Origin of the sequence: Hymenobacter psoromatis, assembly GCA_001596155.1 — a bacterium.
Taxonomy (GTDB): Bacteria; Bacteroidota; Bacteroidia; order Cytophagales; family Hymenobacteraceae; genus Hymenobacter.
Genome location: CP014771.1, coordinates 4,700,000 through 4,716,986 on the forward strand (window position 1 = coordinate 4,700,000; position 16,987 = coordinate 4,716,986).

14 protein-coding genes are annotated in these 16,987 nt (G+C 58.7%); 8 read left to right on the forward strand and 6 right to left on the reverse strand.

Annotated elements, in window-relative coordinates; translation table 11 throughout:
- The first annotated feature begins 70 nt into the window (after positions 1–70).
- The 5 genes from A0257_19995 (at position 71) to A0257_20015 (ending at position 4,936) form a co-directional block, all read left to right on the forward strand.
- The gene (locus A0257_19995) at positions 71–223 is read left to right on the forward strand and encodes a general stress protein (protein AMR29871.1); all 153 of its coding nucleotides are present in this window, start codon (positions 71–73) and stop codon (positions 221–223) included.
- A gap of 106 nt (positions 224–329) precedes the next feature.
- Positions 330–1,400 carry an o-succinylbenzoate synthase gene (locus A0257_20000; protein ID AMR29148.1) on the forward strand — a complete coding sequence of 357 codons (1,071 nt, stop codon included), beginning with the start codon at positions 330–332 and terminating at the stop codon, positions 1,398–1,400.
- 149 nt (positions 1,401–1,549) lie between these two features.
- Positions 1,550–2,857: a hypothetical protein gene (locus A0257_20005; protein AMR29149.1), complete on the forward strand. Its 1,308-nt coding sequence runs from the start codon at positions 1,550–1,552 to the stop codon at positions 2,855–2,857.
- A 194-nt stretch (positions 2,858–3,051) separates the two neighbouring features.
- Positions 3,052–4,251: a hypothetical protein gene (locus A0257_20010; GenBank protein ID AMR29150.1), complete on the forward strand. Its 1,200-nt coding sequence runs from the start codon at positions 3,052–3,054 to the stop codon at positions 4,249–4,251.
- A gap of 220 nt (positions 4,252–4,471) precedes the next feature.
- Positions 4,472–4,936 (forward strand): hypothetical protein, encoded by a 465-nt coding sequence (locus A0257_20015; protein ID AMR29151.1) that lies wholly within the window; start codon positions 4,472–4,474, stop codon positions 4,934–4,936.
- A 235-nt stretch (positions 4,937–5,171) separates the two neighbouring features.
- Here the strand turns inward: A0257_20015 and A0257_20020 are convergent, their stop codons facing one another.
- Positions 5,172–6,155, reverse strand: coding sequence for a pyruvate dehydrogenase (locus tag A0257_20020; protein AMR29152.1), 984 nt, complete (start codon positions 6,153–6,155; stop codon positions 5,172–5,174).
- A gap of 484 nt (positions 6,156–6,639) precedes the next feature.
- Positions 6,640–8,436, reverse strand: coding sequence for a hypothetical protein (locus tag A0257_20025; GenBank protein AMR29153.1), 1,797 nt, complete (start codon positions 8,434–8,436; stop codon positions 6,640–6,642).
- A gap of 185 nt (positions 8,437–8,621) precedes the next feature.
- On the opposite strand from A0257_20025, the gene A0257_20030 reads away from it, so the two are divergent.
- Positions 8,622–8,840: a PspC family transcriptional regulator gene (locus A0257_20030; protein ID AMR29154.1), complete on the forward strand. Its 219-nt coding sequence runs from the start codon at positions 8,622–8,624 to the stop codon at positions 8,838–8,840.
- A 7-nt stretch (positions 8,841–8,847) separates the two neighbouring features.
- Here the strand turns inward: A0257_20030 and A0257_20035 are convergent, their stop codons facing one another.
- Both A0257_20035 and A0257_20040 read right to left on the reverse strand, forming a co-directional pair.
- Positions 8,848–9,579, reverse strand: a complete 732-nt coding sequence (locus tag A0257_20035) for a DNA-binding response regulator (GenBank protein AMR29155.1) — start codon at positions 9,577–9,579, stop codon at positions 8,848–8,850.
- Positions 9,580–9,617: 38 nt separating this feature from the next.
- A complete protein-coding gene (locus A0257_20040; GenBank protein AMR29156.1) occupies positions 9,618–10,631 on the reverse strand; it encodes a hypothetical protein in 1,014 nt (337 codons plus the stop codon).
- A gap of 213 nt (positions 10,632–10,844) precedes the next feature.
- On the opposite strand from A0257_20040, the gene A0257_20045 reads away from it, so the two are divergent.
- On the forward strand, positions 10,845–13,262 hold the full coding sequence (locus tag A0257_20045; GenBank protein AMR29157.1) for a hypothetical protein: 2,418 nt from the start codon (positions 10,845–10,847) through the stop codon (positions 13,260–13,262).
- Positions 13,263–13,394: 132 nt separating this feature from the next.
- Here A0257_20045 and A0257_20050 read toward each other — a convergent pair whose 3' ends face one another.
- Positions 13,395–14,432, reverse strand: coding sequence for a glycosyl transferase family 2 (locus tag A0257_20050; protein AMR29158.1), 1,038 nt, complete (start codon positions 14,430–14,432; stop codon positions 13,395–13,397).
- Between the two features lie 110 nt (positions 14,433–14,542).
- Positions 14,543–14,881, reverse strand: coding sequence for a DNA-binding protein (locus A0257_20055; protein ID AMR29159.1), 339 nt, complete (start codon positions 14,879–14,881; stop codon positions 14,543–14,545).
- Positions 14,882–15,009: 128 nt separating this feature from the next.
- Here A0257_20055 and A0257_20060 point away from each other — a divergent pair, with 128 nt between their 5' ends.
- Entirely contained in the window at positions 15,010–16,356 is a 1,347-nt protein-coding gene (locus A0257_20060; GenBank protein AMR29160.1) for a hypothetical protein, read from the forward strand.
- Positions 16,357–16,987 lie beyond the last annotated feature (631 nt).

Consider the following 16,987-nt stretch of genomic DNA (forward strand, 5'->3'; position numbering starts at 1 on the left):
TACCCCCCCCAACGTGCCCAAGCGCCCCGCCCGGCGCGTGGGTGAAAAAAGCCGCCGCGGCTTCGCGGCCATGTCGCCCGAGCAGCAGCGGCGCATTGCCAGCGACGGCGGCCGCGCCTCGCACGAGAGTGGCCGCGGCCACCGCTTTTCGGCGGAAGAAGCCCGCGCCGCTGGCCGCAAAGGAGGCCAAATAAGCCGTCGCGGCCCAAAAAAGAGTGAGTAAGTGATTGAGTGAGTTGGTCCTTGCCTGAACGGTCCTTGCCTGATGCGCAGGTTAGAAGGCCAATCGCTAACTCACTCAACCAGTTAATTACTTACCTTGCGCGCTCATGCTAACACTTTCTTACCAGCGGCGGGCGCTGCACTTCAACTTCCCGGCCCGCACCTCGCGCGGGGCGCTCACCGAGCACGTGGCCTATTATTTGGCGCTGCGCACTGCGCGCCAGCCCGGCCTCGTGGGGTGGGGCGAAGCCGCGCCGCTGGCGGGCCTCAGCCCCGATTACAGCCCCGACTTTGAAGGCGCGGTGGCTGATTTTTGCCGGCAGTTCAACCAGGCGGGGCACTCGGTGTTGCCGGCCGCGGCCGCCGCGGCGTTGGTGCCCGCTACGCTGCCGGCCCTGCGTTTCGCCCTCGAAACAGCCGCGCTCGACCTGGCCGGGGGGGGTAGGCACCAATTGTATGCCAACGAATTTAGTCAGGGCCGGGCCGGCCTGCCGATAAATGGACTGGTCTGGATGGGCGACGCGGCCTTTATGCGTGCGCAAATCAGGCAGAAGCTGGCCGCCGGCTACGCCTGCTTGAAGGTGAAAATCGGCAGCCTGGATTTCGAAACCGAGCTGGCGCTGCTGGCCGAAATCCGGGCTGAGGCCGATGCCGCGCGGCTCACGCTGCGCGTTGATGCCAATGGCGCTTTCGCGCCCGCCGAGGCCCCGGCCCGACTGGCCGCGCTGGCCCGCTTCGACCTGCATTCTATTGAGCAGCCCATTGCGGCGGGGCAGTGGCCGGCTCTGGCGCGGGTGTGCCGCGAGTCGCCGGTGCCCGTGGCGCTCGATGAAGAGCTTATTGGCCTCACCGACCCCGCTCATCAGGAAAAAATGCTCGATGCCGTGCGCCCGCCCTACCTGGTGCTCAAGCCCACGCTGCTGGGCGGCCACGCCGCCACCCGCCGCTGGATTGCCCTGGCCGAGGCGCGCGGCATTGGCTGGTGGATAACCTCGGCCCTCGAATCCAACGTGGGCCTCAACGCCGTGGCCCAGCTCACGGGCGAATACGACGTGGCCGGCTTTGCCCAGGGCCTGGGAACCGGCCAATTGTACGATAACAACCTGGCCGCGCCGCTGCACATTCGCGCCGGAATGCTGCACTACGACCCCGCCGGCACCTGGGCAAGCGTGGGGTAGGCGCTGGCTTGCCGGCCGGGGGAATGTGCGGTAAGCTTTAGCTTGCCTTGGCCGGCAAACGGCAAGCTAAAGCTTACCGCACATTGCCTTGCGTAGGCTGCTAACTCGTTGTATATTTAACCTTTCTCTGGTTAAAGCTGCCGAGTGCTATGCAAATTTCTGCGTTGTTGGGTTGGGTGGCTGGCCTGCGGGTGGGCTGGCTGGCGCTGGGGCTGAGTCTGCTCCTCCAAGCAGGGGTAGGGCAGGCCCAAACCACGCCGGCGACGTTTATCATTAGCCGGCCCGGGCGGCATAAGGCGCGGCTGCCCTTCACCATGCAGCGCAACCTGATAATCGTGGCCGCCCGCCTCAACGGGCACGGACCCTACAATTTTCTGCTTGATACCGGCGTGGGCACCAGCCTGCTCACCGACCCTACCCTGGCCGATTCGCTGCACCTCGCGCGCGGCTCCGAATACAAGCTGCTGGGCGTGGGCGGCACCGATAGCGGCCTGCGCGCCTACGAGGCCACCAACGTGCGCGTGAGCCTGAGCGGCCGCGCCGAGGCGCCCGGAATGACTTGGCTGCTGCTTAGCAATGACGTGCTCGACTTGTCGGGCTACGTGGGCATGCCGATTCACGGCATTCTCGGCGCCGACCTCTTTCGCTCGTTCGTGGTCACTATTCGCCCCGAGCAGCACGAGCTGCTGCTCACCAACCCCGCCAACTACCGCGCGCCCCGTGGCCGCCGCTGGGCCCGCCTGCCGCTGCTGCTGGACCACGACAAGTCCTACCTCACGGTGCTGGTGCAGCAGCAGTCCGCCACCCCCAATGCCGTGGCGCTGCCCTTGCGCCTGCTGCTCGACACCGGCGCGGGCCACGCCCTCAGCCTCGAAACCACTTCCGACCTGCGCCTGCACCTGCCCGCGGCCCGCCTGCGCACCGACCTGGGCCGGGGCCTCACGGGGCTCATCAGCGGCTCGCTGGGGCGGGTGGCGACCATGCAGCTGGGCCACTACCGCCTGCCCCAGGTGCTCACGTCTTTCCCCGATTCGACGCAGGTGCATGAGCGCCTGAGTGGCACCGAGCGCCTGCGCAACGGCAGCATCGGCTACGAGGTGCTCAAGCGCTTCACCACCGTCATCGACTACCCCCACCACCAGCTGCTGCTGCGTCCTACGGCAACTCTGCGCGAACCCTTCGAGCATGATATGTGCGGCCTCGACCTGCTGGCCACCGGCCCCGACTACCGCCGCTACCTGGTGCAGCGCGTGGTGCCCGGCTCGCCGGCGGCTTCGGCCGGCATCGCCGAAGGGGAGGAGCTGCTAAGTGTCAATTTTCTTCCCATCAACGTCCTGTCCCTCACCGACCTGAGCCACCTGCTGCACTCGCAGGATGGCCGGGTGCTGCTGCTGCTGCTGCGCCGCCACGATGGCGAGCTGCACACGACCAGCATTCGGCTCAAAAGGCAGATTTGATTTCTAATGACTATAGGACTTACGCGAAGAGCTGTTTTTTTAGTCCCAGTGGGGCTGGTTGTTAACCATTTTGCGTAAGTCCTGGACTAGTGACGAATGACTAGGAACTACTAATTCTTCATCCCTTTTTAATCATTTGTCGCTAGTCATTTGTCATTAAAATCCTATCTTTCGCGGCCGCTTATTTTTGCCCTATGCCCGCCCCTGCTGCCGCTCCCGATACGCTACCCCCGCCGCTCATTCGGGCCAATCAGCACATCTACCGCGAGCATTTTCACGAGGAGTTTACCCAAACGCTGGACGAGAACATCCTGCAGCTGCTCGACCGGGTGTGGTTTCGGTCGCGGCTGGTGGGCTTCGAGCCCTACCCCCAGCGCAACAACCCGGCCCGGCCGCTGATTTTTGCCTCCAACCACTCGGGCATGGCTTTTCCCTGGGATGCCATTATTTCGCTCTCGCACCTGTGGCGCTACCTGATGGACACCCGCGGCAACCTGCGCGATTTGCCCCGGCCGCTGTCGGCGCCCATGCTCTCGGCCACCCGGCTGATGAACCCCTACCTCATCACGGATTTCTGGAAAAAGTGCGGCAGCGTCGATGCCACCACGCTCAATTTCGAAACCATGATGTATTACCAGGAAAACAACCTCATGCTGTATCCCGAGGGCGTGCCGGGCATCGGCAAGGGCTTCAACCGCAAGTACCAGCTCCAGCGCCTGGCCACTAGTATGGTGAGGCTGAGCCTGATGCACGGCACCGACATCGTGCCTTTCTACACTATTAATGCCGAATATCTTAACCCCCACGCTTATAGCTTTGAGTGGATAAACCGGCTGACCCGAAAAATCGGCATCCCGTTTTTGCCCATCACGCTGCTGCTGCTGCTGGTTATCGTCCAGCCCTGGGCCTTTTACCTGGCCCTGCCCGCCCAGCTCACCTACGTGATGGGCACCCGCATTCGGCCCACCGACCTCACCGCCAAAAAGCATGACGAGCTGAGCCGCGACGAGCTGCTGGCCCTGAGCGAGCAAATCAGGCAGCGCATGCAGGCCGAGATGGACGCCGCCGTGCGCGCCCACGGCCAGCACCCGTACCGCTGGCGCGAGCTGTGGCAGCGCATGAAAGAAAACCGCCGCTACTTCCCGTTTTTCCTGCCCTTCGCCTGGCCCGCGGCCTTCACCGAGTTTGAGCGCCGCTACGTCAAAAACGGTGAGCGCGACTTCAACATGCACCTCGACCGGCCCGGCACATTCTGGAAATTGTTGTGGCGCAACCCGCTGGTGCTGGCCTATTTCATCCCAGTGCTGGGCTGGATTCCGCTGGCCATCAAAGGCTACCGCGCCAATAAGCTGAGCCGCCTGACGCGGGGTAGGGTCGCCCCCACCGGCCGCTAGCGCCTACCCTCCCGTCGCGGAATAATTTGCGTAGGGTGCGGGGCTTGCCCCCGCCCGTCGTTGAACGACTCGCACGCCAATCGGGCAACGACGGGCGGGGACAAGCCCCGCACCCTACCTTGCGAGGAATATAAGTTTGGGGCCAATGGCAGGCTGGCCTACCGTTTTTACTCCTTAAAAACCCGTTTTTTCCTCTCACCCATTTCCCCCGTTTTCACTCATGGACGACCTGTTTAAGAAATTCATCAATACCGGCGTCGGCTTCTTGTCGCAGGGCAACAAAGCCATGCAGAGCGCCATCGAGAAGCTGGTGAAAGAGAGCAAGATATCGGAGCACGAGGGCAAAAAAATAGTGGATGACCTGCTAAAAAGCAGCGAATCCAAGCGCGCTGACCTCGAAAAGCAGTTCAAAGGCCTCACCGATGACCTGAAAAACCGCGTGGGCCTCGCCCCCGACGCCAAGAAAAAGCCTACCCCCTCCGCCAAGGCCAAAGCCGCCAAGTCCGCCGCCAAAAAGCCCGCCACCAGCGCCACCGCCCAGGCCGCCGGCACCGTAAAAAAAGCCGCAGACAAGGTGAGCGCCGCCGCTGGTAAAACCCAGCGCTCGGCCGCCGCCAAGGCCGGCGCTGCCAAAAAAGCCACTACTACCTCGGCCAGCGATAGCGGCTCCAAAACCGGCGAGTAGGTCCTCACTTCCACATTTCTGGCGGAGTAGGGTAAAAGAAAGAACGTCATTCCGAGCTTGCCGGGGAATCTCGCTCGCAATCGTTCAGGCTTCGTGCAACGACGCGAGCGATATTCCTCGGCAAGCTCGGAATGACGTTCTTTTCGCAGTTCTTTTCTCGCTGAGAATAAACCAAAAAAACGGCCCCCGCTGCACTAGGCAGCGGGGGCCGTTTAGGCTAGATAGCGCAGTCGATTTAGGCTTTTGCGTAAGTTACTTCCTTCACGGCCTGTAGGATGCGAGCCACGTTGGGCAGCGACGCTTCGATGAGGGTAGGGGCGTAGGGCAGCGGCACGTCGGCGCAGGTGATGCGGATAACCGGCGCGTCGAGGTAGTCGAAGGCGCGGCGCTGCACCATGTAGGCCAGTTCGCCCGAGATGCTGGCCAGCGGCCAGGCCTCTTCTACCACCACCATGCGGTTCGTCTTTTTCACCGAGTTGATAAGCGTGTCGTAGTCGATGGGGCGCACCGAGCGCAGGTCAATTACCTCAGCGCTAATGCCTTCTTGGGCCAGCTCGTCGGCGGCGGTGTAGAGCAGCTTCATCATTTTGCCGAAGCTGACCAGCGTCACGTCCTTCCCCTCGCGCACGATGTTGGCCTTGCCAATTTCGAGGATATATTCTTCTTCGGGCACCTCGCCCTTGTCGCCGTACATCAGCTCCGACTCCATGAAAATCACCGGGTCGGGGTCGCGGATGGCAGCTTTCAGCAGGCCCTTGGCGTCGTAGGGGTTCGAGGGCACTACCACTTTCAGGCCGGGGCAGTTCGCGTACCAGTTCTCAAAGTTCTGCGAGTGCTGCGACGAGAGCATCCCGGCGTTGCCAGTCGGCCCGCGAAACACGATGGGGCACGAATACTGCCCGCCCGACATCGAGTAGATTTTAGCCGCCGAGTTGATTACCTGGTCAATAGCCACCAACGAGAAGTTGAAGGTCATAAACTCGATAATCGGCTTAAGGCCATTAATTGCCGCCCCTACCCCGATGCCGGCAAAGCCCAGCTCGGCAATCGGCGTATCAATCACGCGCTCGGCCCCAAACTCATCCAGCATTCCCTGGCTGACCTTGTAGGCCCCGTTGTATTCGGCTACCTCCTCGCCCATCAGGAAAACCGACGGGTCGCGGCGCATTTCTTCGTTCATGGCCTCACGCAGGGCCTCGCGGAATTGAATGGTACGCATCTGTTAGAATAAGTTAACGGGGTAAAGTTAAGGCGCGGGCGTGGGTAATGAGGATGAAAACATACTATCAATGCTACCAAGGGACAGAAGCATCAACCTCATCAAAGTTTGTGCAACATTTTTGTACAACTTTGGCTATCTTTACTTCGTTCTTAAATCGAAAAAGAAAGGGAGCCAGGCCCTAACCCGACTCCCAATCCCAACTACCGCAGGTAATGAGCGATTAAGTAGAGGCCGAAGCCTTTAGCTAATCCTTTCAGGACCTCCAAAAAAACCGGCTTGCACCAGGTTTTAAGTAGTCTCTTCACGCTGTCCTTTTTCATCTGGTTGGAAGAAAAAGGGTTCTACGAAAACCCCCACACTTCTCGAAGCCCTGGCTGCGTCAACAGTCGGGGCTTCTCTTTTTCAACAGAGTAGCCGTCGGCTGGGGGACTTACCTACGCGAGTGCGCCAAAGATAGCGCCTCAGCAAGCCCCGGCCTACCCTACAATTTCAGCGCTTCCCGGAAGGCGGGCCGTTGCACATAGTCCTGAAATTCTAGGTCCTCAGTGGCCTGGGTGGCGAGGTCGTGGTCGAGGCGCACGGCCTGGTGCAGCTCGGTGGCCAGCGCGGGCTCGTCGTGGCGGCGGGCGGCGGCCACGGCCAAGCCGTAGTGCGGGGCGGCGGCCTGTGGGCGCAGGTCGAGGGCCAGGTGATACTGAGCGGCGGCGGCATCATACGCGCCGCGCTGCACCAGCAGCAGGCCCTGATTCAGGTAGTTCTGGTAGCTGGGGCCGGCCAGGCGCAAGCTGGTGAGCGCCTGCTCGGGCTGGCCAATCTGGATTTCCAGGGCCGCTTTATCCGAAAAAACCTTGCGCAGGATGTCGCGCTCGCCGCCCAGCTTAATGGCGTAGTCGTAGTCCTGCAAGGCTTCGAGGCGCTCCTGAGCGTGGTGGTGGGCCGAGGCCGCACGGTAAAACAGCTCGGCCGTGGGGTGGCGGTGGGCCGCCAGCGTAAAGTTGATGGCCGCCCGGTGGTAGTAATTCTGCTGCACGCGCAGGCTCGATTCTTTCTCGGCGCGCAGGGCCAGCACCGTGCCCAGGTTGTAAAAAGCCTCCCAGCGGGCTGTGCTGGCAGCGGCCAGCTCATAAATGCGCTGCTTCTCGGCCAGCAGGGGGGTAAGGGTGGCCGAGTAGCGCAGCTCTTCAGGCGTGAGGGCGTCGAGCTCGGCTTCCTTGGCCAGAATTTTTTTGCTCAGAATATACACTTCCGAGTCGTAGCGCGGCGGCGCGGTGTAGGTTACGGCCACCGTGCCCCAGCGCAGCACCGGGTAAATATAGTCCTCAAGGTAGTCGAAGTAGCTGAGTTTGTGCAGCGCCTTTTCCTTCTCGGCAAACGTGCCGTGCGTGTCGTTGATGATGCTCACCACCGAATCCTGCTGCGCGGGCTTCAATACGGAGTGCTGCACTTGGCTGAGCAGCAGCTCCCAGCTGCGGCGGTAGGCCAAGGTATCAAACTTAATATCTTCCACCTTATTAAGATATGAAAAGCCTTTCACCCGCTGCTTATAGTAATAAAGCAGCATCTTGACCCGCTTGCTGGCCAGCGCCGGCTGGTGGGCATCGAGGGAGTCGGGCGAGTGGCCGGCCGCGATGAGTACCCGCTGGGTGTGCTGGTTCTGGTCAATCAGGTCTTCGAGGGCCGTGATGTTGGTGCCCAGGTGCGAGCGGATAAACCACTGACCCTGGTCAAAATACAGGGGTAGGATGCGAGTGCCGCTCATCACGTTGCTCACCGTTTCGGGCAGCAGCGCCAGCAAGGTGTCTTCGAGCACCACGCGGCGGGCGGGGTCCGAGATGCCGCGCGCCACCAGCGTTTCGGTGCTGGCCGTCAGCGTTTTGCCGTGGGGCTTTAGCTCGCGCACCTGGCCGCGGGCCATGAGCTGGCCAGGGGAGCGCTGCGGCGTGTTGGGGATGGTGAAGCGGCGGCGGCTCACCAGGCGGCCCTTCACCGAGTCGTCGTAGGTGAACTCGCCCGGCGCAAACGAGAGCCTACCCACCGTGTCGAGGCGCAGGTCGTGGTCGTAGTGATACGTGAGCAGCACTTCGTACACCGCCCCTTTGTGCAAATGTTTGGCGGCGGTTTTGGCCGTGGCTTCGAAGGGCACCGACTCGCCCACGGCCGTGAGCGGGGCCGGCTCTACGCGCACGCGGCGGCCCGTTTCGGCGGTTTTGAGCATGGCGGGCAGGGGCGAACAGCCCGTGAGCAAAGCCAGCAACAGACCCGACAGGCCTACCCCCACCTTCGGCTTACTAATTGAGAATGAGCGCAAATGAAAAGAAATTAGCGACGGCTAAAACGAGCCGGATGGCAACCCGACCCGAGCCTGAACGTAAGGACAATCGTAACGTTGGCGGCTAATTAAGTTGTATATTAGCACGACAAAGTTGCAACGCGCCATCCAAAGCGCCATCCAAAATTCACTTTATGCACCGCCTCACCGACTTTATCGAATCGCAGTCCTTCGGGTTGTGCTCGGCGCTGGGGCAGCGCTGGGGCTTTAGTACGCGCAGCATCCGGCTCTCGTTTGTGTACGCGTCTTTCTTCACGTTTGGCTCGCCCATCGTGCTCTATTTCGCCGGTGCTTTCTGGATGAACGTGCGCCGCGCCATGCGGGAACAGCGTAGCACGGTCTGGGATTTATAGCGGCAAGTCACGCTTCTCGAATGAGCCGGTACAGTCGCTCGCGGTAGGTTTCGCTGACCGGAATCAGCTTGTCCTGAATATAAATCGTGTTGCCGTCCACCATCCGAATCTTGTCCAGCGACACGATGTAGGGCTTGTGGACGCGCAAAAAGGGCGGTTGCGGTAGCGTCTCGGTCAGCTCTTTCAGGCTTTGGTAAGTGATAATGCGCTGAGCGGGCAGGTGAATACTGACGTAGTTGCTCAGCCCTTCAATATATAAAATATCCGCGTGATTGACGCGCAGAAACTTGTTCTTGGTTTCCCCCTTCACGAACAGGTGGCCAGGGGGTAAGAAAGCGGGAGCCGCCGCCGAAACGGCGGCCGCCGTCGTTTCGGCGGCCAGGGTAGGGTGCAAGGTCAGCGCCTTTTGGGCGGCCTTGAAGAACCGCTCGAGGGAAATCGGCTTGAGCAGGTAATCCACCACGTCATTTTCGTAGCCTTCGAGCGCGTATTCAGGATAGGCCGTAGTGAGGACGACCTTGCAACGACTGCCAGCCAGCTTCAAAAATTGCAGGCCCGTCAGCCGGGGCATCTGGATATCAAGAAAAACCAGGTCAACCTGGCCCTGCTGCACCAGCGTGAGGCCCTCCACGGGATTGGTAGTCGTGCCCACCAGCGTCAGAAAAGGCACCTGGCCGATGTAGTCGGCGAGAATGGCCAGGGCGGGAGCTTCGTCATCAACAACGAGACAGCGAATCATGAGGGGGGGGTAGGGAGGTAAGTGCGATGGGCGATGGGCTACCCCACCAGTCGCAGCAAGGTCCGAAATTCCTCCTCCGTTTCTTCCACCCGCAGCGTGTGGCGCTCGGGATACAGCAGGTGCAGTCGCCGCCGCAGGTTGGGCAGGCCGATGCCGGTGGTGGCATCCTTGAGGCCGTCGGCGCGGTGGTTTTTGACTTCAAACCGCAGCTCGTCGGCCGCTACGTGCAACTGCACGCTTACGGGGTGCGCCGGGTCGTCCAGCACGCCGTGCTTGATGGCATTTTCGACGAAGGGGATGAGCACCAGCGGCGCGAGGCGGCGGCCGGCGGGCTCGCCGCACACGGCGAAATCAACGTGGAAGCTGCCGGGGAAGCGCAGGTGGTAGAGGGCCAGGTAATTATGCAGGTACTCGATTTCTTCGCTCAGCTCCACCTGGCCATCGGGGTTTTCGTGTAGCATGTAGCGCATCAGCTCCGAGAGCTTCAGGATGGCGCTGGCGACGGGCCGGGCCACGGGATAGGCCAGGCTGTAGAGCATGTTGAGGGTGTTGTAGAGAAAGTGCGGGTTGATTTGAGTTTTGAGAAAAGCCGCCTCCGCGGCGCGCTTTTCCGTGCGCAGCTGCCAGTTTTCGCGCTCGCGCAGCAGGGCTTCCCGCCTGGCCCACACGGCCGCGCTCGCAAAAATCATGGGGCTGCCGTAGAAGAGATTGTCGAAAATATAGTAAATGGTGGTGGTGTCGGGCGAGTAATTACGGAAGCCCAGCACGGCCGGAAACAACGCTTCCTCAATGAGCGCCCGCGCGCCGATGTAGCCGGCCAGCGCGGCGGCCAGCCGCAGCCCCCGGCCCGCGCGCAACAGGCGCGGATACACCACGAGGTAGCAAAAGTAGAACTCGGCTATGCTGATGAACAGCTCTGAAGCCGTAAGCCAGAGGCTGATGCGCAAGCTCGTCCGGAAGTGAAGAAATCCGCCTGCGAATGCGTAGCCGCCATATAGCAGCCAGCCCAGTAGGAGCCAGCGAAACGTGAGCTTGGGAGTGGGGGTAGGCATGGCTGGGGCAAGAGGTAGGGGGCATCAAAACTACCGCTGCCTAGTAGCGCCCCGCACCTTTTTTATGCAAAAGCCGGGGTTTGGAATGCGAACCGGAAAAACTCCAGCGGTGGCCGGTGGCATCAGGTTCCGGGCGGTTGGGATAATCTTTTTTCGGGTAGAAAAGAGGCAACTCACCTTTGCTTCATCACGCCGCCTACCCCCCGTTGTCCGATGAAGCTACCTCCCTCTTTTCGCTACCCTGCCTTGTTGCTATTAATTCTGCTGGGGCTTGGGCAGCGCGCTGCGGCCCAGACTCCGGTGGCCGGCACCGTGCTTGACCGGGCCGGGCAGCCGCTGGCCTTTGCCACGGCCGTGCTCGTGCAGCTGCCCGATTCCAGCATTGCTGACTCCCAAATAGCTACCGGGCAGGGGACTTATGCGTTTGCCAACGTCCGGCCCGGCCGCTACTGCGTGCGGGGCCTGTTGCTGAGCTACCGCAGTGCCCGCAGCGCGGCTTTCGTGGTGTTCGGCGCACCCGTCACCGTGCCGGCCCTGCGCCTTGCGCCTGCCGCCACGGCCTTGGCGAATGTGACGGTGCGCGGCACCCTGCCCGTGCTGGAGCAGCTGGCCGACCGCACGGTTATGAACGTGGCGCGGCTGAACACGGCCGGCGACAACGCCCTCGAAGTACTCAAAAAAGCCCCCGGTGTGACCCTCGACAAAGACGAGCACCTCGTGTATCGGGGTAGCGCAGGCGTGACGGTACTAATTGACGGCAAGCTGAGCTACCTGAGCGGCGAGGCGCTCACCACCTACCTCAAGTCGCTGCCCGCCTCGGCCATTAGCCAGGTGGAGCTGATTCCGAACCCGCCCGCCTCAATGGATGCGGCCGGCACGGCCGGCGTGCTCAACATCCGGCTGCGGCGCTCGCAGCTGCCCGGCCTCAGCGGCACGGCCACCGCCACCGCTGGCTACGGCCGCTACGAAAAAGGCTCCCTCAGCACCGACCTGGCCTATAATATGGGCAAGGCGCGCCTGTTTGCCCGCGTCAGTGCCGGCCGCTACAACTCCTACAACCAGTTGAACGTGGTGCGCCGCATTCGCGACAGCCTCTTTCAGCAGCAAAACTACTGGCACCCCATTACGCACACGCTGAGCTACGCCGCCGGGGCCGACCTACCCCTCACGGCCCGCCAAACCGTGGGCGTGCAGGTGCGCGGCGGGATTTCGCCCCAGACCACGCAGGCCAGCGCCGAATCCGCCACGACCGATGCGGCCGGCCAGCCTGCCGGCCGCCGCACCCTCAACAATCCCCAAACCAGCCAAAGCAACAACTTCGGCCTCAACCTGAACTACCGCTGGGCCTTCGACAGCCTGGGCCACGAGCTGAGCGCCGACGCCGACTACGTGCGCTACACCAGCCAGGAGGACCAGCGCTTCAACAACCTGCTCTTTGCGCCACTCAGCGACGTGGCCCAGGATGGCGGCCAGCTGCGCAGCGCGCAAGCCGCCGCCGTGGCCATCCGGGCCGTCAAGGTGGACTACGTGCGACCCGTGCCGGGCACCAAATGGCGGGCCGAAGCCGGGGCCAAAGCCAGCTGGGTAACCACCCGTAGCAGCATTCAATTCGATAAATTGCTGGCCGGTAACTGGCGGACTGACTCGCTGCGCACCAACCAGTTTCAGTACAACGAAGCCATCACGGCGGCCTACCTCAGCCTGAGCATTACCCTGGGCTGGCTTGAGCTAAAAGGCGGCCTGCGCGGCGAGCATACCCACTCCCTGGGCGAGTCGCCGACCACCGGACAGCGCGTGGCGCGCGATTATTTTCAGCTTTTCCCGAGCCTGTTTGCCAATTACAAGTTCAGCGATAACGACCAGCTGGGGCTGTCCGGCAGCCGCCGTATTACCCGCCCTTCCTACCAAAACCTGAACCCGTTTATCTCTTACACCGACTTCTATACCGTCAACGTGGGCAACCCCTACCTGGCCCCGTCGCTATCCAACTCGCTCGTGCTCAACTACACGCATAAGGGCTTTCAGGTGCTGAGCCTGAGCTACCTGCGCGAAACCGCCGCGATGGGCGACGTCATTTTTCAGAACGACCAGACCAAGGTTACAACTCTCACCACCCAAAATCTCAACCAAGCCACTACCCTCAGCCTGACCTCGGGCGGCCACACCAACATCGGCAAGATTTGGGGGATGGACAACCAGTTGGGAGTCACGTACGGCGAAGTGCAAACCCGCATAGAGGGGCAGGACGTGCGCCTGTCGCGCTTCGGCTGGTCGGCCAGCTCCGACCACACGTTTGCGCTGCCGCGCAATTACAAGCTGTTGGTGGGCGGCGATTACCAGTCGGCGGGGGTGAGCGGCTTGTTTGCCCTGAAAGCCAGCGGCGCGTTCAACCTCGGCCTCAAAAAGCAGCTGTGGGCCGACCGTGCCACCCTCAGCCTCAAGCTCAGCGACCTGTTTTACACCAACGGCTGGTTCAGCACCGTGCGCTACAACAACATCAACATGGACTGGACCAACCGCTACGAGAGCCGCCGGGTGTCGCTCAGCTTCACCTGCAAATTAGGCAGCGGCAAAACTCAGGCCCGGCACGCCGCCGGCAGCAGCGACGAAGAAGGCCGCGCCGGGCATTGAGGGTAGGCTTTTAGGTTGGTATAGCTGCGGGCTGCCGGCTTTTGGGCCGGCTGTCCGCTCGTCGTTCGCGCCGCTTGTTCTCGCGACGAGTGGACAGCCGGCCCAAAAGCCGGCAGCCCGCCGCGAACCACGCTAGGCCCGCATGTTATCCATTACCTGCGAAAAATATTTCCTACCCCTGCCAAAATACGCCCACACCAAACTGCCCGCATAAGTGCCCGCGCGCTGCCGCACCAGCAAATGCGGCTGGGCTAGGCGGCGGCGCTGCCGCCAGTAGCTGAGTTTCTGGAAAAAATGCCAATGCGCCCTACCCACCGCCTGCGCCTCGGGCCAGTTGCGGGCCAGCAGAAAGCGCAGCCCGGCCACCCAATCGAGCAGCAGACGCAGCGCGAATGCGTCGGCTAACTCGCTGGGAGCTGAGTTTTTATAAAGCAGCGCCAAACCATTGCGAAAGTTGAGATACGTCTTGCGCGGGCTCGATTTGGGCAAAGTGCCGCCGCCCACGTGCTGCACCACGCTCGCGCCGCCCGTGTACCAGATTTCGTAGCCCGCGTTCTGCACGCGCCAGCAGAAATCAATCTCCTCCATGTGGGCAAAAAACGCCGGCTCCAAGCCACCCAATTCGCGCCAGACGCTAGCCCGCACTAGGCAGCAGGCACCGCTGGCCCAGGCCACGGGGCGCGCGTCGTCGTACTGGCCCCGGTCGGTTTCGAGCGTGTCGAAGAGCCGGCCCCGGCAGAAGGGGTAGGCCAGCCGGTCGAGGTAGCCGCCGCCGCCGCCAGCGTACTCGAAGAGGGTAGGGTCGCTGAAAGACAGTACTTTGGGTTGCACCGCAGCAATGCGCTCATTGCTGACCAGCAGCGCCCGCAGCGGCGGCAGCCAGCCCGGCTGCACGGCCACATCGGAATTGAGCAGCACGAAAAATGGGCTGTCGAGCTGGGCCAGGGCCTGGTTATAGCCCTCACAAAACCCCAAATTCTCGCTGAAAACCAGCACTTCGACCTGCGGAAAGCCGTGGCGCAACAGCGGCACCGAGTCGTCGGTCGAGGCGTTGTCAGCCACTACCACCCGCGCGCCGGCCGCGTGCGCCAGCACCGCCGGTAGGAATTGCCGCAAAAAATGTTCGCCATTGTAATTGAGAATTACAATGGCCACGTCGGCGCAGTTCAAAGGGGAAATAGAATTAAATTAAGATTGAGGGTTTGCAAATAACGGTCACAAGCGAACGCCAGATGAGCATCACCGTTCTTTATTTAAGTAAGAGCGACCGCTCAAAACCCCTATATCCCAAAATTATTCAAATCCAAACCCGGCAAGTTGGGCAGCAGGCCGCTGGTTTGGCGCTGCAGTTCGCTTTTGGCCATTTCTCCGGCGGCTTCGAGGGCTTTGTTGACGGCCGCTACCACGAGGTCGGGCAGCATTTCGCGGTCCTCAGGCGTCAGCAGCGATGGGTCAATTTCGAGCTTCACAAGGGTGCGGTGGCCGTTAGCGGTGGCTTTTACCAAGCCGCCCCCCGCCTCGCCGGTGGCGGTAATGTGCTGGAGCTGGCCCTGGGCCTGCTGCATCTTGTCTTGCAGCTCCTTCACCTTGCCCATCATGCCCATCATGTCAAATGCCATAGTAAAAAATGCTCTGTAATGAGCTTAAATGAGGTTTTTTAGTTGATGCCGGTAAAAGGTCAATAGGGAGCCGGTAAAAAGATTATTCTCTGAAATCAAGTAAACATTCATCTTTAACCTTCTTTGAAATGTCCAAAATCGGCTTTAAACTCCTGCAAACTTCTAAAGATGCAGATGAAAGACAAATTTACGTGATTCACCGTCATAAGAACTCTGACTTCATGCGTAGTGTAGGACTGAGCATCTTACCAGCCCACTTTGATTTGAAGACTGGTAGGGCTGCTGGTGTCTCTAATGCTCCTGAAATCAACAAGACTATTCAAGCTCTAGTTTCTGATATGGAGACAGCAGCTAGAAATTGTGAAGGCAAGGGTCTAGAGCCTACCAAGCCAGTAATACAGGTTGCTTATGAGGAGCTACTAGTTAAGGCATCTTTAAGCACTGTTTTAAAGCCTCAGACAGCTCAAATATTAGGCTCAGCACTAGAATGTCTTTATGAGGAATTGAGAGGCTTAGAGGCTGCTGTAATAGCTAAGAAAGTAGCTATTGAATCTGAGGAGCTAAAGCAAGGGTTGTTTAAAAATATGCTTTTGGCTGATTACGTTGACAAGTACATTCTAGCTAGGAAAGAAACTTTAGCAGCTAATTCAATTCGCCTGTTCCCAAACCTCAAAGAATGGATTATAAAATTCAGCCCATTATGGAGGATTGACAACATCACCAAGACTACCTTAACTGAGTTTCAAAATTTCTTGATTAAGCAGGATAAGAAGTCCGGTTCTATTGCTGACTTAGTAACCAAGCTGAAAAGCGTAGTTTTATACTATGAAGATGAATTGCAACTTGACCTTAAATCTTTCCGGTCTTTTAAACTTGGGTTTCAGAAGAAGCGGAATGATAATGTCATCTACCTTAATAAATATGAGTTACAAGCTCTTTTAGACTTGGATTTGAGTAAACCAACTGACACTATTACTAGAGATGTATTCTGTTTAATGTCTCTTACAGGTTTACGTTGGGCAGACTGCTATGTAAAGCCTGAGCAGATTGAGAAAAATAATCTCAGAGTCATTACCGAGAAGACTGATACTGATTTGCTGATTCCAATCAGTTTGCAGGCTCATGAAATTCTATGTAGGCTGTTTGCTCGTGAGGATTATAAGCCACTGGTTAGCCAGCACTTTAATGAGCGTATTAAGAATATTTGTGCTCTAGTTCCTGAAATTGCTGAGAAGAAGGAGCTTGTGAAGACTTATAAAGGCAAGAATAAGGCTGATAGTAAGGTGTACAAACCTAAACCCAGCCTGATTACTTGCCACACAGGTAGGCGCACATTCATTAATCTTGCTTTATCTAAGGGCATTTCACCAGCTACTATTGCCTCAATTGTAGGACATGAAGGCACTGAATTGATTATGAAGACGTACTCTAATAAGTCAGTTGGAATTGAGAAAATCAGTGAGCTACTTGATTAACTAGTGTAGCTGAGGCATAAAGAAGAAGCACAGGAAAGGAAACTACTCCTGACTCTGTGCTTCTTTTTTCAATCACCTGAAATATAACCTCAGCTAAAAACCTGAATTGTTATCACTCGTAATCAAAGTAGTTATTTAGAATAATTATAAATACTATATCCTCTAATTAATTATTATTGTGTGTCGCATTATTCTTACAAAAACTCTTATTAAATGAATTCTCTTGAGAATATTTTGTGACAGACTACAATTTGAAATTAATTGCTTTAGAAGCACCAATTACTATTCCATCAACCCGCTTACCTGTTTTTGGATGCTTTATTTTTTGAGAATGAATGCAATAATAATCTTCTAGGTTCTTAGCAGTGGGCTTGCCATCAATTTGTAAAATGGAATAAGCTGCCTGCAACTTTTCTTTCGCTTGAGGAAGAGTAAGTACGTCATTTGGTTTCAAGCATAAAATGTTTCTCACTCTTTGATGGTTTTTAGTCTTCTTATCCTTTTTAATTATTTCTTCTTTAAATGCCTTTTGTCTGTAGCCTAATGCTTTCATCTTCTCTGACCCTAATTTCTCATAAGCTTGTTGAATAATATCTAATGTATCTCCATCTCTAACGTCTGGTAATACTTG